The sequence below is a fragment of the Nonomuraea sp. NPDC005501 genome (assembly GCF_040605905.1).
GTDB lineage: Bacteria > Actinomycetota > Actinomycetes > Streptosporangiales > Streptosporangiaceae > Nonomuraea.
In genome coordinates this window covers 200,019-216,382 of the sequence record NZ_JBEXDT010000001.1, presented here as the reverse complement: position 1 = coordinate 216,382, position 16,364 = coordinate 200,019, and the positions used below count along the sequence as shown (strand labels likewise).

15 protein-coding genes are annotated in these 16,364 nt (G+C 72.1%); 14 read left to right on the top strand and 1 reads right to left on the bottom strand.

The features are described from left to right. Window positions 1–146 precede the first annotated feature (146 nt). Window positions 147–497: a DUF4190 domain-containing protein gene (locus ABZS51_RS01045; protein WP_355434476.1), complete on the bottom strand. Its 351-nt coding sequence runs from the start codon at window positions 495–497 to the stop codon at window positions 147–149. Window positions 498–971: 474 nt separating this feature from the next. Here ABZS51_RS01045 and ABZS51_RS01040 point away from each other — a divergent pair, with 474 nt between their 5' ends. The 14 genes from ABZS51_RS01040 to ABZS51_RS00975 all read left to right on the top strand — a co-directional run bounded on the left by ABZS51_RS01040 (window position 972) and on the right by ABZS51_RS00975 (window position 16,364). Then, window positions 972–2,867 carry a beta-L-arabinofuranosidase domain-containing protein gene (locus tag ABZS51_RS01040; protein WP_355434473.1) on the top strand — a complete coding sequence of 632 codons (1,896 nt, stop codon included), beginning with the start codon at window positions 972–974 and terminating at the stop codon, window positions 2,865–2,867. A 56-nt stretch (window positions 2,868–2,923) separates the two neighbouring features. Then, window positions 2,924–4,606 carry an ABC transporter substrate-binding protein gene (locus ABZS51_RS01035; protein ID WP_310707456.1) on the top strand — a complete coding sequence of 561 codons (1,683 nt, stop codon included), beginning with the start codon at window positions 2,924–2,926 and terminating at the stop codon, window positions 4,604–4,606. Window positions 4,607–4,613: 7 nt separating this feature from the next. After that, window positions 4,614–5,570 (top strand): ABC transporter permease, encoded by a 957-nt coding sequence (locus ABZS51_RS01030; RefSeq protein WP_355434470.1) that lies wholly within the window; start codon window positions 4,614–4,616, stop codon window positions 5,568–5,570. Then, complete coding sequence (locus ABZS51_RS01025; protein WP_355434467.1) at window positions 5,570–6,559, top strand: ABC transporter permease; 990 nt, start codon at window positions 5,570–5,572, stop codon at window positions 6,557–6,559. Before ABZS51_RS01030 ends, ABZS51_RS01025 begins: the two co-directional genes overlap by 1 nt. Beyond that, window positions 6,556–7,356, top strand: coding sequence for an ABC transporter ATP-binding protein (locus ABZS51_RS01020; RefSeq protein ID WP_310707452.1), 801 nt, complete (start codon window positions 6,556–6,558; stop codon window positions 7,354–7,356). The genes ABZS51_RS01025 and ABZS51_RS01020 overlap by 4 nt, the downstream gene beginning before the upstream one ends. Then, window positions 7,353–8,171: an ATP-binding cassette domain-containing protein gene (locus ABZS51_RS01015; RefSeq protein ID WP_355434463.1), complete on the top strand. Its 819-nt coding sequence runs from the start codon at window positions 7,353–7,355 to the stop codon at window positions 8,169–8,171. Before ABZS51_RS01020 ends, ABZS51_RS01015 begins: the two co-directional genes overlap by 4 nt. Further along, a complete protein-coding gene (locus ABZS51_RS01010) occupies window positions 8,168–9,460 on the top strand; it encodes an alpha/beta fold hydrolase (RefSeq protein WP_355434460.1) in 1,293 nt (430 codons plus the stop codon). Before ABZS51_RS01015 ends, ABZS51_RS01010 begins: the two co-directional genes overlap by 4 nt. Beyond that, on the top strand, window positions 9,453–10,787 hold the full coding sequence (locus tag ABZS51_RS01005; RefSeq protein ID WP_355434457.1) for an aminopeptidase P family protein: 1,335 nt from the start codon (window positions 9,453–9,455) through the stop codon (window positions 10,785–10,787). The genes ABZS51_RS01010 and ABZS51_RS01005 overlap by 8 nt, the downstream gene beginning before the upstream one ends. Before the next feature lie 66 nt (window positions 10,788–10,853). Beyond that, complete coding sequence (locus tag ABZS51_RS01000; protein WP_355434454.1) at window positions 10,854–11,759, top strand: dihydrodipicolinate synthase family protein; 906 nt, start codon at window positions 10,854–10,856, stop codon at window positions 11,757–11,759. After that, entirely contained in the window at window positions 11,756–12,757 is a 1,002-nt protein-coding gene (locus tag ABZS51_RS00995) for a proline racemase family protein (RefSeq protein ID WP_310707447.1), read from the top strand. The genes ABZS51_RS01000 and ABZS51_RS00995 overlap by 4 nt, the downstream gene beginning before the upstream one ends. Then, window positions 12,754–13,437: a GntR family transcriptional regulator gene (locus ABZS51_RS00990; protein ID WP_310707446.1), complete on the top strand. Its 684-nt coding sequence runs from the start codon at window positions 12,754–12,756 to the stop codon at window positions 13,435–13,437. The genes ABZS51_RS00995 and ABZS51_RS00990 overlap by 4 nt, the downstream gene beginning before the upstream one ends. Further along, window positions 13,434–14,609, top strand: coding sequence for an FAD-binding oxidoreductase (locus ABZS51_RS00985; protein ID WP_355434449.1), 1,176 nt, complete (start codon window positions 13,434–13,436; stop codon window positions 14,607–14,609). Before ABZS51_RS00990 ends, ABZS51_RS00985 begins: the two co-directional genes overlap by 4 nt. Continuing rightward, entirely contained in the window at window positions 14,606–14,890 is a 285-nt protein-coding gene (locus ABZS51_RS00980; RefSeq protein ID WP_355434446.1) for a (2Fe-2S)-binding protein, read from the top strand. Before ABZS51_RS00985 ends, ABZS51_RS00980 begins: the two co-directional genes overlap by 4 nt. Next, entirely contained in the window at window positions 14,874–16,364 is a 1,491-nt protein-coding gene (locus ABZS51_RS00975) for an FAD-dependent oxidoreductase (protein ID WP_355434443.1), read from the top strand. Before ABZS51_RS00980 ends, ABZS51_RS00975 begins: the two co-directional genes overlap by 17 nt.

The following is a 16,364-nucleotide window of genomic DNA, read 5'->3' as shown; positions in this document are numbered from 1 at the left end:
GCCGGGCAGGCTATGCGCCCGTACTTGGAGCCCGCTGGCCGTCCGCTTGCAGCCCCGCCCGTCGGCGACCACTACGCCGGACCGTGAGCGCTCCGGCGGCCCGGCAGTGCGTCATGGTGATCGGCGGGCGACCGCCCCGCCCTTGCTCAGAACAGGTCGAAGACGGTGTTCACCCAGTCGGCGACCATGGCGGGCCTGGTGAGGATGACGAAGGCGGAGATGAGGAAAGCCGGCACGGCGACGATGTAGCCGAGGACGAGCCCGGCCACCGCCATGCCGTGGCCGGGCCTGATGCCCTGTTTGGTCTTCCTGGTGGCCGCATGGCCGAGGACGACGGCCACGATGGACGGGATGCCGAAGAGGCACCAGCTGCCGATCAGTCCGATGATGCCGAAGATGAGGCTGGCGACCGCGACCCCTGAGGTGGGTGCTGACGGCTGCGCGGGGTGCGGGGGTGGCGGAGGGCGATGGTCGCCGCCTTCGTAGGGGGAGTGCATGTCGGCTCCATCCCTGAATGAGGGTCGAGCTGTCAGGATCCTTCGGTTCGCTTCACTGATCAAGGGCCCTGCTGTGACGGCTCAGGCTCGGGGGCGGCTCAGACAGGTCGAGCGACCTGAGGGCTCGCTCCTCGTCAGGAGCCGCGGGCTTACCGTGAGTCGCCGGTCTCGAAGGGCACCGCCCCGGGCACCGGGTACGGCCGCAACGGCGTGACCGCACATCCGGAAAGACTGCCATGTGCAATTGCTCTGCGGGACGATCCTGGATGCAGGACGTCGCGCCAGGTCGCGGCGCGCGGAAACGGGTTAGGCCGCCGACCGCTTCCGCCCTCTCCGCGCGAGGGAAACGTGCAGGTAGATCACCATCTGGTGTCTTTTATAACGAATCGTGCAACTTCCCGGTCACCTCTTGGCGCTGACCGTACGCAGTCTTAGGGTGCAGTGCAATGCCACACAGCACTAGGAGACGGATGGATGTCTGAGGAGATCGAGCAGCAGGCCGGAGCCGTACGGACCCGGGCCGGAGCCGTCGCCCCGGTCGCCGGCGTGCGCATCACCGGGGGTCTGCTCCGTCAGTGGCAGGACCGCAACCGGCGCGCGACCATCCCGCACACCGTCGAGCAGCTGCGGGCCGCGGGCAACGTCGACAACCTCCGGAGGCTCGTCGCGGACGACGCGCCGCCGCCCTACCGGGGCCGCTACCCCTTCCTCGACACCGACCTGTACAAGACCCTCGAAGGGCTCGCGTACGAGATCGGCCGCGGCGAGGCCGGCGAGAGTGAGCGGGAGTTCTTCGACGAGGTCGTGGACCTGCTGGAGCGGGTGCAGGCCGAGGACGGCTACCTGAACTCGTTCTTCCAGGACCCCGACGCGGCCAAGAAGCCGTGGGAGGACCTGGCCTGGGGACATGAGCTGTACAACCTGGGCCACCTCATCCAGGCCGCCGTCGCGGCGTCGCGGCGGATGGGCGACGACCGGCTGCTCGGCGTGGCGGTCAGGTTCGCCGACCTGGTGGTGCGGCGCTTCGGCGAGGGTGGCGAGGAGGCCGTCTGCGGCCATCCGCAGGTGGAGATGGCGCTCGTCGAGCTCTACCGGGAGACCGGCGAGCGCGACTACCTGACGCAGGCCCGGCTCTTCGTCGACCGCCGCGGCCAGGGCAAGCTCAAGCACAGCATCTTCCCGCCGGAGTACTTCCAGGACCATCTGCCGTTCCGCGAGCTGCCGTCGGTCACCGGGCACGCGGTGCGGATGGCCTACCTCGCCGCCGGGGCGGCCGACGTCTTCATCGAGACGGGCGACCGGACGCTCTTCGAGGCCCTGGAGCGCCTCTGGGACGACATGGTCGCCGCCAAGCTGTACATCACCGGCGGGCTCGGCAGCCGGCACTCGGACGAGGCCATCGGCGACCGGTACGAGCTGCCGTCCGAGCGGGCGTACAGCGAGACCTGCGCGGCCATCGCCACGATGCAGTGGGGCTGGCGCATGTTCCTGGCCACGGGCGGCGCGAAGTACCTCGACGTGTTCGAGCGCGTCCTCTACAACGCCTACGCGGTCGGCCTGTCCGCCGACGGCAAGGCGTTCTTCTACGACAACCCGCTGCAGCGCCGCCCCGACCACGAGCAGCGCAGCGGCGCCGAGACCGGTGGCGAGGAGCTGCGCCGGTCGTGGTTCGGCTGCCCGTGCTGCCCGCCGAACATCGTCCGGTGGATGGCCCAGCTCGGTGACTACGCGGCGGCCGAGCGCGACGGCGCGCTCTTCCTCGCCCAGTACGCCGACGCCCGCGTCGAGACGGACGCCGTCGCGCTGACCGTCGAGACGGCCTACCCGTGGGACGGCGACGTCCGGATCACGATCGAGCGGGCCCCGGCGCACCCGTACGCGCTCAAGCTGCGGATTCCGGCCTGGGCGCGCGGCGTGACGCTGGACGGCGAGCCGGTCACGGCCGAGGACGGCTGGCTGACCGTCGAGCGCCGGTGGGCGGAGGGCGACGTCCTGCGCCTGGCGCTGCCGATGCCGGTACGCGCGCACGGGGCTCACCCGTACGTGGACGCGGCCCGCGGCGCGGTGGCCGTCGCCCGCGGGCCGCTGGTCTACTGCGTCGAGCAGCAGGACGTGCCGGCCGAGGTGGACGACCTCGTGCTCTCGCCGGCCGACATTGTCAGCGCGAACATCTCCGAGGAGCCGGCAGGCGCCGTCGTTCTCCGGGTCCCGGCGAGCGTCGTCATCCCCGCGTCCGCGGAGCTCTACCCCGAGCTCGGCACGGACGCCGGCACCAGCGGGACGGCGGACGTCTCCGCCGCCCTCCTCCCCTACTTCCTGTGGGGCAATCGCAGGCCCGAGGCCATGCGCGTGTGGATCAGGACACAGTGACGGCGGCCCCCCGGCGTCGCTTCGGTAAACGGAAAGCCAGCTCGAAAGAAGGCACAATGAGGAGATCGGCCACGCTCGCCAGCGTCGCGGTGCTCACCACGTTGGCAGTCACGGCATGTGGCGGCGGAGGCGGGGAGAAGAACGCGTCCGCCTCCGGTGACGGGGCCCCGGCCGCCACCTCCGGCGGCACCGTCCACGTCCTGCAGACCGCCGACTTCTCCCACCTGGACCCGGCCCGGGGCTGGGACGGCGGGGTCAACAATTTCTACCGGCTCATCTACCGGGGTCTGACGACGTTCGGCGCGGGCCCGGGCACCGAGGGCACGAAGGTGGTCCCCGACCTCGCCACCAGCACGGGCACCCCGTCCGACGACAACAAGACGTGGACGTTCACCCTCAAGGACGACATCTTCTTCGAGGACGGCAAGCCGATCACCAGCGAGGCGGTGAAGTTCGGCTTCGAGCGTGCCTGGGACCCGGAGGCCGGCATCGGCTCCCCCTACGCGAAGCTGCTCATCGACGCGCCCAAGGACTACAAGGGCCCGTACGTCTCGGGAGACCTGGACACGATCGAGACCCCGGACCCCAAGACGGTCGTCTTCCACCTGAAGAAGCCGTTCGCCGACTTCGCCAGCGCGCTCGTGCAGCCCAACTTCGTGCCGTTCCCCAAGGGCACGGGCGCGGCCGCCGCGTTCGACGCCAAGCCGATCGCGTCGGGTCCGTACAAGGTGGAGAGCTACCAGCGCGGCTCGAAGCTGAAGCTGGTGCGCAACCCGCACTGGAAGGCCGCGACGGACACGGTTCGCGCCGCCAAGCCGGACGCGTTCGAGTTCAGCTTCGGGATCGACGGCGCGACCATCGACGAGCGCATGCTCGCCGGGCAGGGCGCGGACGCCAGCGCGATCGCGGGCGCGATCCAGCCGGCCACCGTGGCCCGCATCCAGGACCCGCGCTACAAGGCGCGCACGCTGTCCGGCTACATGGGCTGCACCACGTACATGAGCCTGAACACCACCAAGAAGCCGCTCGACGACGTGCGGGTCCGCCAGGCGATCAACTACGCGATCAACAAGGACAACGTGGTCGCCGGTGACGGCGGCACGACGCTGGCCACCAAGGGCGGCGCGATCCAGCCGCCGACGATCGTCGGCCGGCTGGACTACGACCCGTACCCGACGGACCCGGCCAAGGCGAAGCAGCTGCTGGCCGAGGCGGGCCAGGACAAGGGCTTCGACCTGACCCTGGACGTGCGCCCGGTGCCGCGCCAGCAGGGCATGGCGGTCGCGATCCAGGAGTCGCTGAAGCCGCTGGGCGTCAACGTCAAGATCAACAACATGGACACGTCCACCTTCTACGAAGTGATCGGCACGCCCGCCCGGCAGCACGACGCCGCCCTCACCGGCTGGTGCCCGGACTGGTCGTCCGGCGCCACCTTCCTGCCTCCGCTGTTCGACGGCCGCAACATCTTCGACAAGGGCAACAGCAACCTCGCCCAGATCGACGACGAGGCCATCAACAAGAAGATCGACGAGATCGCCGCGATGACCGACGTCAACGCCGCCAACGCGGCCTACGGCGAGCTCGACAAGCAGATCATGGAGAAGGCTCCGATCGTGCCCCTGCTCTACGAGAAGAACGTGACGGTCATCGGCGAGAACATCGCGGGTGCCTACCTCAACGACTCGTACTCCGCCGGGATCGACCTGGTCTCGGTCGGGCTCAAGGACCCGAGCAAGTAGGACGGCCATGACCACCGCCGCAACCTCGCACGACGCGATGGCGGACCCCCTGGCGGGCGCGGGCAGCGCGCCCGCCACGGAGGGGCGCCGGATCGCGGGCGCCCTGCTGCGCGACCGGGGCGCCGTCCTCAGCACGGCGTTCCTCGTCCTGGTCGTGCTGATGGCGATCTGCGCGCCGCTGATCTCCGCCGTCACCGGGCACGGGCCGAACGACTTCGACCCCGCCGCCGTGGACACCAACCTCGGCGGGCTGCCGCGCGGCTCGTTCGGCGGTGTCAGCGCCGACCACCTGCTCGGGGTGGAGCCGCAGAACGGCCGCGACATCCTGGCCCGCATCGCCTACGGCGCCCGCGTGTCGTTCCTGATCGCGATCTCGGCGACCGTGCTGACCACCCTGCTCGGCGTGGTGTTCGGCCTGCTGGCCGGGTTCTACCAGGGCTGGGTGGACCAGGCGATCTCGCGCGTCATGGACTTCCTGATGGCCTTCCCCGCGCTGATCTTCATGATCGCGATCCTGTCGTCCCTGCCGACGGGCAACCGCTCGGTCCTGCTGGTCACGGTGATCACCGTGTTCGGCTGGCCGTACCTGGCGCGGGTGGTGCGCGGGCAGACGCTCACGCTGGTGAACCGGGAGTTCGTCGAGGCCGCCCGCGCCTCCGGCGCGTCCACCCGGGCCATCGTGTTCAAGGAGATCCTGCCGAACCTCCGCAACTCCCTCATCGTCATGACGACCCTGGCCGTCCCCGGCTACATCGGCACCGAGGCCGGCCTGTCGTTCCTCGGGGTCGGCGTCACCCCGCCGACTCCCTCGTGGGGCCAGATGATCTCCAGTGCGGTGAGCTGGTACGCGACCGACCCGATGTACTTCGCGGTGCCCGGACTCTTCCTCTTCCTCACGGTGCTCTCGCTGACCGTGCTCGGGGACCGGGTCCGCGCCGCCACCGACGCGGGGGAGGCGTCCTGATGGCCCGCTACGTCGCCGGCCGGATCGCCGGGCTCGTCGTCCTGCTCTTCCTGGTCTGCCTGTTCACGTACCTGATCTTCTTCAAGCTGTCGCCGGACCCGGCGCTGATGATCTGCGGCAAGACCTGCACCCCCGACCGCGTCGCGCAGATCCGCACCTCGCTGGGGCTCGACCAGCCGTTCGTCACGCAGTTCTGGGACTACGTGAGCGGGATCGTCGCCGGCCGCGACTACGGCAGCGGGGCGAACCTCATCCACTGCCCGGCGCCCTGCCTCGGCTACTCCTTCCAGAGCAGCCAGTCGGTCACGCAGATGATCGTGGACCGGCTCCCCGTCAGCGCCACGGTCGCGGTGGGCGCGGCGGTCCTCTGGCTGATCGTCGGCATCGCCGCCGGCCTGCTGAGCGCGGTCAAGGAGGGCTCCTGGTGGGACCGGGCCGCCATGGGCCTCGCCCTCGGCGGCGCCAGCATCCCCAACTACGTGCTCGCGCTGACCCTGCAGTACGTCCTCGTGGTCAAGCTGCAGATCCTGCCGTTCCCCTCGGCCGTGCCGTTCTCGGACGACCCACTCCTGTGGTTCCAGTCGTACCTCATGCCGTGGCTGGTGCTCGCCACCGGTTACGCCTGCCTGTACGCCCGCCTGACCAGGGCGAACGTGATCGACGCGCTGGCGCAGAACTTCATGCGGACCGCCCGGTCCAAGGGCATGAGCCCGGTGCTCACCATGCGCCGGCACGCGCTGCGGCCCGCGCTGACCCCGATCGTCACCATCTTCGGCATGGACTTCGCCGCGCTCATGGGCGGCGCGCTGATCACCGAGACGGTCTTCGGCCTCAACGGCATCGGCAAGATGGCGGCCGACTCGATCGCCAAGAACGACCAGCCGGTGATCATGGCAGTCACCCTCCTGGCGGCGTTCTTCGTGATGGCCGGCAACGTCGTGGTCGACCTGCTCTACACCGGTCTCGACCCGAGAGTGAGGGTGTCATGAGCGAGCTGCTCGTCGTCGAGGACCTCACGGTGACCTTCCCGACCACGCGCGGCCCCGTGGACGTGGTCAAGGACGTGTCGTTCACGGTGGGGAGGAACGAGACCGTCGGCATCGTGGGCGAGTCCGGATCCGGCAAGTCGATGACCAGCCTGGCCGTCATGGGCCTGCTGCCGTCCGGGGCCCTCACACGGGGCAGCATCCGGCTGGACGGCGTCGAGCTGCTGGGCCGGACGGACAGGGAGATGCGCCGCATCCGGGGCGAACAGGCTTCGATGATCTTCCAGGACCCGCTGTCGTCCCTGAATCCCTACTACACGGTCGGCCTGCAGATCGAGGAGATGTACCGGGCCCACAGGAAGAGCTCGCAGCGGGCGGCCAGGAAGGTCGCCGTCGAGGCCCTGACGCAGGTGGGCATCCCCGAGCCCGAGCGGCGGGCTGGCTACTACCCCCACCAGTTCTCCGGCGGGCAGCGGCAGCGCATCATGATCGCGATGGCGCTGGTCTGCTCGCCCGCGCTGCTCATCGCGGACGAGCCGACCACCGCCCTGGACGTGACCGTGCAGGCGCAGATCCTGCGCCTGCTGGCCGGCCTCCAGCAGGAGACCGGCACCGGCATGGTGTTCGTCACCCACGACCTGGCCGTGATCAGCTCGATCGCCACCCGCGTGCTCGTCATGTGCCGGGGCGAGCAGGTCGAGTACGGCGACGCCGAGCAGGTCTTCTCCGCGCCGCGGCACGACTACACGCGGATGCTGCTGGAGAGCATCCCGCGCATCGACGACGAGGTGGTCCTGTGAGTGACGTGCTGCTCCGCGCCCGCGACCTGACCAAGCGGTTCGCGGTGCGCGGACCGTACCGGCGCAGGACCGAGTTCACCGCGGTGGACGAGGTCAGCTTCGACGTGCGGCTCGGGGAGACCCTCGCCGTCGTCGGCGAGTCCGGGTGCGGCAAGTCGACCAGCGCGCGGATCGTCGCCAAGCTGATGGAGCCGACCTCCGGCACCCTGGAGTTCGACGGCGAGGACATCACCCGCGCCACCGGCGCCCGGCTCGCCCGCTACCGCGCCGACGTGCAGGTCGTCTTCCAGGACCCGTTCTCCTCGCTCAACCCCCGGCACACCGTCGAGCGCATCCTCATGGCGCCGCTGGACTACCAGGGCATCGCCCCGAAGGGCGGCCGCCGGGCGTACACCAGGGAGCTGATGGAGCGGGTCGGCCTCAACCCCGACCACGCGCAGCGCTACCCCGCCCAGTTCTCCGGCGGGCAGGCGCAGCGGATCGGCATCGCGCGGGCGCTGGCCGTCAACCCCAAGCTGGTGATCTGCGACGAGGCCGTGTCCGCCCTGGACGTCTCCGTCCAGGCCCAGGTCATCGAGCTGCTGCGGCGGCTGCAGCGGGAGAGCGGGTTCAGCTACATCTTCATCGCCCACGACCTGGCCGTGGTCCGGCAGCTCGCGCAGCGGGTGGCCGTCATGAACAAGGGCAAGATCGTGGAGGAGGGTCCCTGCGAGGAGGTCTTCCGGTCTCCGCGTGACGAGTACACCCGAACGTTGCTGGCCGCGATCCCCCGGATCAACCCCGAATGGGACCGCAGAAGGAGGGCCGCCCAGTGAGCGTCACCGCCGCGTACACCATCCCGGGCATGCTCGTGCGCGACCACGTCACGCCCGTGCCGCTCGACTGGTCCGACCCGGCGCGCGGCCGGATCGACCTCTTCTTCCGCGAGCTCGTCGACCCGGGACGGGCCCGCGAGGACCTGCCGTGCCTGGTCTACCTGCAGGGTGGCCCCGGCGGGAAGGGACCGCGCCCGCTCAACGCCGACGGGTGGATCGGCCAGGCCCTGAAGACGCACCGGGTCATCGTGATGGACCAGCGCGGCACCGGCCGCAGCAGCCGGATCGACGGCCGCCGGATGAGCGCGTTCGCGACGGCCGAGGAGGGCGCCGACTTCCTCGCGTGCTTCCGCGCCGACGCGATCGTGGCCGACCACGAGCACGTGCGCAGGACGTTCTTCGGCGGCCGGCGCTGGAGCACGATCGGGCAGTCGTACGGCGGCTTCCTCACGCTGACGTACCTGTCGGTGGCGCCGGAGGGGCTCAGCTCGTGCCGCGTCACGGGCGGCCTGGCCGGCCTGGACCCGTCGGCGGCCGAGGTCTACCGGCGCACGTACCCGCGGGTCGAGGCCAAGAACAAGGAGTTCTACCGGCGCTACCCGCAGCATGTCGAGCAGGTGGGCCGCATCGCCGACCGGCTGGCGGGCGGCGACGTGCTGCTGCCCGACGGCGACGTGCTCACGGTCCGGCGGCTCCAGTCGCTCGGCATCGACTTCGGCATGAAGCCCGGCTACGAGCGCATGCACTACCTGCTCGACGAGGCGTTCAACGGGGACGAGCTGTCGGCGGTGTTCCTGCACCAGGTGCTGGCACGCAGCTCCTACAGCGACAACCCGCTGTTCGCGGCGCTGCAGGAGAGCATCTACGGCCACGGCGCGGGCGCGACCGCGTGGGCGGCGCAGGAGGAGCGGGGCCGGCATCCGCAGTTCGCGGAGGAGGCCAGGCCGTTGCTGTTCACCGGCGAGATGATCTACCCCTGGATGTTCGAGGAGATCGCCGAGCTGCGCCCGTTCCGGGGCGCCGTCGAGGCGATGGCCGCCCGCGCGGAGTGGCCCCCGCTGTACGACCTCGACCGGCTGGCCGCCAACGAGGTCCCCGTCGCCGCCGCCGTCTACTACGACGACATGTACGTGGACGCCGGCCTGCAACTGGACACCGCCTCCCGGGTGGGGAACACCCGGTGCTGGGTCACCAACGAGTACGAGCACGACGGCATCAGCGACCCCCGGGTCTTCGACCGGCTGGGCGAGCTGATCCGCGACATGGGAGGAGAGATCACCGGTGCGTGAAGGCAGGCCCCCCAAGCTTTCCGAGATCCCCGCGTTCACCGCGTACATGAACACCGGCTGGGCCACGCCCGACCGGACCCCGCCGGTCGTGCCGGGCGCGGCCCGGGCGGCGGCGGCCCACCGGGCCAGGCTGGCCGAGGCGCTCCCCGGCCGGACCGTCGTGCTGGGCGCGGGCGAGGCGCCGACCCGCAGCAACGACACGGCCTACGACTTCCGGCCGGACAGCGACTTCTTCTGGCTGACGGGCTGCGCGGTGGAGAACGCCGTCGTGGTGCTGCGCGGCGCCGATGCCACCCTCTACCTGCCGCCGCCCGCCTACCCCGGCGAGCCGGGGTTCTGGACGGACGCCAGGTACGGCGAGCTCTGGGTGGGGGCCGCGCCGGGCCTGGAGGACTGGGCGGCGGCGCTGGAGGTCCCGGTCCGGCCGCTGGCCGAGCTCGCGGAGCTCGGCGTGGACCCGGCCGCGCCCCTGGACGAGGAGGTCGGCCGGACGCTGGCCGAGCTGCGCATGTTCAAGGACGACTGGGAGATCGGCCAGCTCCGCGAGGCGGTGGACCGTACGGTCGAGGGCTTCGCCGCCGTCGTCCGCGAGATCCCCGCCGCCGTCGCCGGGCCCGGCGAGCGGTGGCTCCAGGGCACGTTCGACCGTTACGCCCGCGCCTACGGCAACGGCCCCGGCTACGCCTCGATCGTGGGCAGCGGCCGGCACGCGCCGACGCTGCACTGGGTGCGCTGCGACGGCCCGGTGCTGCCGGACGAGCTGGTCCTCCTGGACATGGGCGTGGAGACCCACGCGTACTACACGGCCGACGTGACGAGGACGTTCCCGGCGTCGGGGACGTTCTCCCCGGCGCAGCGGCAGGCGCACGACCTGGTGGAGCGGGCGCACCGGGCCGGTCTCGCGGCGGTGGGCCCGGGCCGGCGCTTCACGGACTTCCACCACGCGGCCATGGAGGTCATCGCGCACGGCCTGGCCGACTGGGGACTGCTGCCCGTCTCGGTGGACGAGGCGCTGTCCGACACCGGCCAGCACCACCGCCGCTACCTGGTGTGCGGCATCGGCCACCACCTGGGCCTGGACGTGCACGACTGCGCCAGGGCGCCCGAGGAGTCCTACCACGGCGCCGTCATGGCGCCCGGCATGGTGCTCAGCGTGGAGCCCGGACTGTACTTCCACGCGCACGACCTGACCGTGCCCCCGGAGCTGCGCGGGATCGGCGTCCGCATCGAGGACGACCTCCTGGTCACCGCCGAGGGCGCCGAGGTCCTGTCCGCCGCGCTGCCCCTCGACGCACCTGGGCTGGAGAAATGGATGGCCGCCGTGTAGTCAGCCATGTAGTCGATGTGACATTGCACCAGTAATCTCGGACACCCTGACAGAGGAGACCTCAGCATGACCACCGCCGCCACGCCCTGGCGCGGCATCCACGTCGCGTCGGCCCTGCCCTTCAACGACGACCTGTCCGTCGACTACGACGCGTTCGCCGACCACGTGCGCTTCCTCGCCGCGGGCGGCTGCGACGGCGTGACGCCCAACGGGTCGCTGGGCGAGTACCAGACGCTCACCCCGGAGGAGCGGGCCCGCGTCGTCGAGACGGCCGTCCAGGCCGCCTCCGCCGGGTTCGGCGTCATGCCGGGCGTCGCCGCCTACGGCGCGCAGGAGGCCCGCCGCTGGGCCGAGCAGGCGGCCGAGGCCGGAGCCTCGTCCGTGCTCCTGCTCCCGCCGAACGCCTACCGCGCCGAGCGGCAGGCCGTGGTCCAGCACTACCGCGAGGTGGCCAAGGCCGGGCTGCCCGTCGTCGCCTACAACAACCCGATCGACACCAAGGTGGACCTGACCCCGGACCTGCTCGCCGAGCTGTTCGGCGAGGGGCTCATCGTCGGGGTCAAGGAGTTCACCGGCGACGTGCGCAGGGCGTACCAGATCGCCGAGCTGGCGCCCGGCCTGGACCTGCTCATCGGCGCCGACGACGTGCTGCTCGAACTGGGCATCGCCGGAGCGGTAGGCTGGATCGCCGGCTACCCGAACATGATTCCCGAGGCCACGGTCCGCCTCTACAAGCTGGCCACCTCGGGCGACCCGGCCGACCTCGCGGAGGCGTCGCGGATCTACCGCGACCTGCACCCGCTGCTGCGCTGGGACTCCCGGACCGAGTTCGTCCAGTCGATCAAGCTGTCGATGGACCTCGCGGGGCTCAAGGGCGGCGCCTGCCGGCCGCCGCGCCTGCCGCTCTCGCCCGAGCTGACCGCCCGCATCACCGCCGACACCGAAGCCGTCATCCGCAAGGGTTACAAGTGAGATCACGCCGCACCTTCCACGCCGTCGACTCCCACACCGAGGGCATGCCCACCCGGGTGATCGTCGGCGGCGTGGGCGTCATCCCCGGCGCCACCATGGCCGAGCGCCGGCAGTGGTTCATGGACAACAGCGACGACGTCCGGACGCTGCTCATGTACGAGCCGCGCGGCCACTCCGCGATGAGCGGCGCGATCCTGCAGCCGCCGACCCGTCCCGACGCCGACTACGGCGTGCTGTTCATCGAGGTCTCCGGGCTGCTGCCGATGTGCGGGCACGGCACCATCGGCGTCGCCACCGTCCTCGTGGAGACCGGGATGGTGCCCGTGGTGGAGCCGGTGACCACGATCAGGCTCGACACGCCCGCCGGGCTCGTGGTCGCGTCCGTGGCGGTCGAGGACGGTGCGGCGACCTCGGTCACGATCGAGAACGTTCCCTCGTTCTCGTACGCGCTGGACCAGAAGGTCGAGGTGCCCGGCTTCGGCGAGGTGGGCTACGACCTCGCCTTCGGCGGCAACTTCTACGCCGTCGTCGAGCTGGCGGAGCTCGGGCTGCCCTTCGACCGCTCGCGCGCCGGCGACCTGCTGAGCGCGGGGCTCGCCATCATGGACGCCGTCAACGAGCACGACCGCCCCGTCCACCCCGAACGCGCCGACATCAACGGGTGCCACCACGTCTACCTGAAGGCGCCCGGCTCGACCGCCAAGCTGTCGCGGCACGCCATGGCCATCCACCCCGGCTGGTTCGACCGCTCGCCGTGCGGCACCGGGACGAGCGCCCGGATGGCGCAGCTCCACGCCCGCGGCGAGCTGGCGATCGGGGAGGACTTCGTGAACGAGTCCTTCATCGGCACGCGCTTCACCGGGCGGCTGCTCGGCGAGACGACGGTGGGCGCGCTCCCCGCGGTGCTGCCGTCGATCACCGGCCGCGCCTGGGTCACCGGCACCTCGCAGTTCCACCTGGACCCCACCGACCCGTTCCCCGCGGGGTTCCTGCTGTGAGCCTCTCACCGGTCCCGGAGCTGCCCGAGATCGGTCCCAGGGAGAACCTGCGCGACCGGATCAGGGCCGCCCTGCGCGCCGCCATCATCTCCGGCGAGCTGGAGCCCGGCGTCGTGTACTCGGCGCCGGCGCTCGGCACCCAGTTCGGCGTCTCGGCCACGCCCGTGCGCGAGGCCATGCTGGACCTGGTGAAGGAGGGCCTGGTCGTCCCGCAGCCGAACAAGGGTTTCCGGGTCACGGTGGTGTCCGAGGAGGACCTCGACAACCTGGCCGCCGTACGGCTGCTGATCGAGCCGCCGGCCGTGCGGGAGAGCGTGGCCGTGATCCCGGAGGAGGACTTCCCCGAGCTGCGGCGGCTGGCCCAGGCCATCGTCGACGCCGCCGAGGGGGGCGACCTCGTCGGGTACGTCGAGGCGGACCACGTCTTCCACCTGACCCTGCTCGGGTACAGCCGCAACCGGTTCCTGGTGGACGTCGTGTCCAACCTGCGCTCCCAGACGCGGCTGCTCGGCCTGACCCCGCTGCTGCAGAGCGGCAGGCTGGCCCGCTCGGCCGCCGAGCACCACGAGCTGCTCGACCTCGTCCAGGCCCGCGACCCCGTCGGAGCCGAGCTCCTGATGCACCGCCACATCGGCCATGTGCGCGGTCTGTGGGCGGGTGGCGCCAAGGGGGCGACATGAGCGCCCGCAGCGCCGGCGGCGCCGACCTGGTCGTGGTCGGCGCTGGCGTGGTGGGGGCGGCGAGCGCGTACTTCGCGTCGCTCGCCGGCCTGCGGGTGGTCGTCGTCGAGCGCGGACCCATCGCCGGAGGGACCTCCAGCGCCGGCGAGGGCAACCTGCTCGTCTCCGACAAGGAGGCCGGTCCCGAGCTGGACCTGGCCCTGTACTCGCAGCGGGTGTGGCGTGAGGATCTCGCCGAGCACGCCGGGCTGTGGGAGTTCGAGGCCAAGGGCGGCCTGGTCGTCGCGGGCTCGGAGGCGAGCGTGGCGTCGCTGCGCGAGCTGGGCGCCCACCAGCGCCGGCACGGCGTCGAGGTCCGCGACGTCGGGCGGGACGAGCTGCCCGGCTACGAGCCGCACCTGTCGCCGGAGCTCGCCGGGGCGGCCTTCTACCCGCAGGACGCCCAGGTCCAGCCGATGCTGGTGGTCGCCCATCTGCTCCGGCTGGCCCGGGGGCTCGGCGCGGAGGTGCGTACCCGTACCGAGGTGACGGGTTTCCTGCGCGACGGCGACCGGGTGACGGGCGTGCGCACGACCGGCGGCGACATCCCCGCCGGAGCGGTGCTCAACGCGGCGGGCACGTGGGCGGGCGGCCTGGCGGGACTCGCCGGGGTGTCCCTGCCGGTGCTGCCCCGGCGCGGGTTCGTGCTGGTCACGCAGCCCATGCCGCCCCGCACGATCCGGCACAAGGTCTACGCCGCCGAGTACGTGGGCGACGTGGCCAGCTCCGACGCGGCCCTGCAGACCTCGCCCGTCGTGGAGGGCACCGACAGCGGCACGATCCTCATCGGCGCCTCCCGGGAGCGCGTCGGCTTCGACCGCACGCCGTCCGTCGAGGCCATCGCCGCCCTGGCAGCCAAGGCGATCGCGCTGTTCCCGATGCTGCGCGAGGTCCGCGCCATGCGCACCTACCTGGGCTTCCGGCCCTACTGCCCGGACCACCTGCCGGTGATCGGCCCCGACCCGCGCGCGCCCGGCCTGTGGCACGCCTGCGGCCACGAGGGCGCCGGCATCGGCCTGTCCGCGGGCACCGGCAAGCTCGTCGCCCAGGCCCTCACGGGGCGAAGCCCGGACCTGGACCTCAAGCCGTTCGCCCCCGACCGCTTCCCCGACATGGAAGAAGTGCTCCCGTGACCCTCCGGATGACCTTCCGCGGCGCCGCCGTTCCCGCGGAGCCCGGTCAGAGCGTCGGCGCCGCCCTGGTCGCGGCCGGCATCCTCGACTGGCGCGTCACCCGTAAGGCGGGCCGGCCGCGCGGCCTGTTCTGCGGCATCGGCGTCTGCTTCGACTGCCTGATCACCATCGACGGCGTCCCGGACCGCCGGGCCTGCCTCGTCCCGGCCGCCGACGGCATGCGCCTCGGCGACGACCCGCACGAGGCTTCGGGAGGGGGCGGCCATGACGGACACGCATGACGTCGCCGTGGTCGGGGCCGGCCCGGCCGGGCTCGCCGCCGCCGTCGAGGCCGCCGAGGCCGGGCTCCGGGTCGCCGTCGTGGACGGCGCCGGACAGCCCGGCGGCCAGTTCTGGCGGCACTACGACGAGAGGCACGCCCGGCCCGGCGACCGCGCCGGCCACCACGGCTGGCCGCTGTTCGTCAGGCTCCGCGACCGCCTGGACGCCCTCGGCGCCGCCGGCCGGATCCGCTACCTGCCCGGCCGCCAGGTCTACCTCGTCACGCGGGACGAGACGGGCGCGTTCACCCTCCGCACCACGCCGTCCGCCTCCCTCGGGGAGCCCGGAAGGGAGTCCGGAGCGGACGGGGCCGGTGACGTCGTCGCGCGCGCGCTCGTCCTCTGCACGGGGGGATACGACCGGCAACTGCCCGTCCCCGGCTGGGACCTGCCGGGCGTGATGACGGCCGGGGGAGTGCAGGCCCTGCTCAAGGGGCATCGCACGCTCGCGGGCGGCCGGGCCGTGGTCGCCGGCACGGGGCCGTTCCTGCTCCCGGTGGCCACCGGGCTCGCGCAGGCCGGGGCGTCCGTGGTGGCCGTCGCCGAGGCCAACGGCACGCTCGGCTGGCTGCGCGACCCCGTGGGGGCCGCCTCCGTCCCCGGTAAGGCCGTCGAGGCGCTGCAGTACGCGGCACTCCTGGCCCGCCACCGCATCCCGTACCGCACCAGGACCGTCGTGAGCCGCATCCTCGGGGAGGACAGGGTCGAGGCGGTCCGGCTGACCGGGGTCGACCGGGACGGCCGCCCGGCCGGCCCCGTCAGGGAGGTCGCCGCCGACCTCGTCGCCCTCGGCTGGGGCTTCACCCCCTCCCTCGAGCTGGCGCTCATGCTCGGCGCCGGCACGAGGAAGGACGTCGACGGCTCCCTCGTCGTGACCGTGGACGCCTTCCAGCGCAGCAGCGTCGAAGGCGTGTACGTCGCGGGAGAGGCGACCGGGGTGGGCGGCGCGGTGCTGGCCACGCAGGAGGGCCGCCTGAGCGGTCTCGCCGTCGCCCGCTCGCTCGGCCGCCCGGTCAGTCCCGCCGTGATGACCCGGCTGCGCGGGGCGATCGGACGCGGGCGGCGGTTCGCCGCGGCCATGCACCGGACGTACCCCGTACCGCGTGCCTGGACGGAGTGGCTGCGGGACGAGACGCTCGTCTGCCGCTGCGAGGAGGTCTCCTACGGCGACCTGCGACGGGCGCACGACGACCTCGGCGCGGACGACCCGCGCACCCTGAAGATGCTGGCCAGGCCCGGCATGGGCTGGTGCCAGGGACGGGTGTGCGGCTTCGCGACCGCGGGCGTCGCAGCCTGCCTGAGCCGCCGCGAGACCACGGCCGATGACCTGCGCCCGCTGTCCACCCGCAGCCTGGCGGCGCCCGTGACCCTGGGCGAGCTGGCCGCCCTCGACCGGCACCCGACCGTCAGTGACCCCACCGAAGAAAGAGGATGA

Excerpts from the sequence above, each read along its gene's own strand:
- ABZS51_RS01045 (WP_355434476.1), bottom strand. The coding sequence starts at position 497 with ATGCACTCCCCCTACGAAGGCGGCGACCATCGCCCTCCGCCACCCCCG.
- ABZS51_RS01040 (WP_355434473.1), top strand. The coding sequence starts at position 972 with ATGTCTGAGGAGATCGAGCAGCAGGCCGGAGCCGTACGGACCCGGGCC.
- ABZS51_RS01035 (WP_310707456.1), top strand. The coding sequence starts at position 2,924 with ATGAGGAGATCGGCCACGCTCGCCAGCGTCGCGGTGCTCACCACGTTG.
- ABZS51_RS01030 (WP_355434470.1), top strand. The coding sequence starts at position 4,614 with ATGACCACCGCCGCAACCTCGCACGACGCGATGGCGGACCCCCTGGCG.
- ABZS51_RS01025 (WP_355434467.1), top strand. The coding sequence starts at position 5,570 with ATGGCCCGCTACGTCGCCGGCCGGATCGCCGGGCTCGTCGTCCTGCTC.
- ABZS51_RS01020 (WP_310707452.1), top strand. The coding sequence starts at position 6,556 with ATGAGCGAGCTGCTCGTCGTCGAGGACCTCACGGTGACCTTCCCGACC.
- ABZS51_RS01000 (WP_355434454.1), top strand. The coding sequence starts at position 10,854 with ATGACCACCGCCGCCACGCCCTGGCGCGGCATCCACGTCGCGTCGGCC.
- ABZS51_RS00985 (WP_355434449.1), top strand. The coding sequence starts at position 13,434 with ATGAGCGCCCGCAGCGCCGGCGGCGCCGACCTGGTCGTGGTCGGCGCT.
- ABZS51_RS00975 (WP_355434443.1), top strand. The coding sequence starts at position 14,874 with ATGACGGACACGCATGACGTCGCCGTGGTCGGGGCCGGCCCGGCCGGG.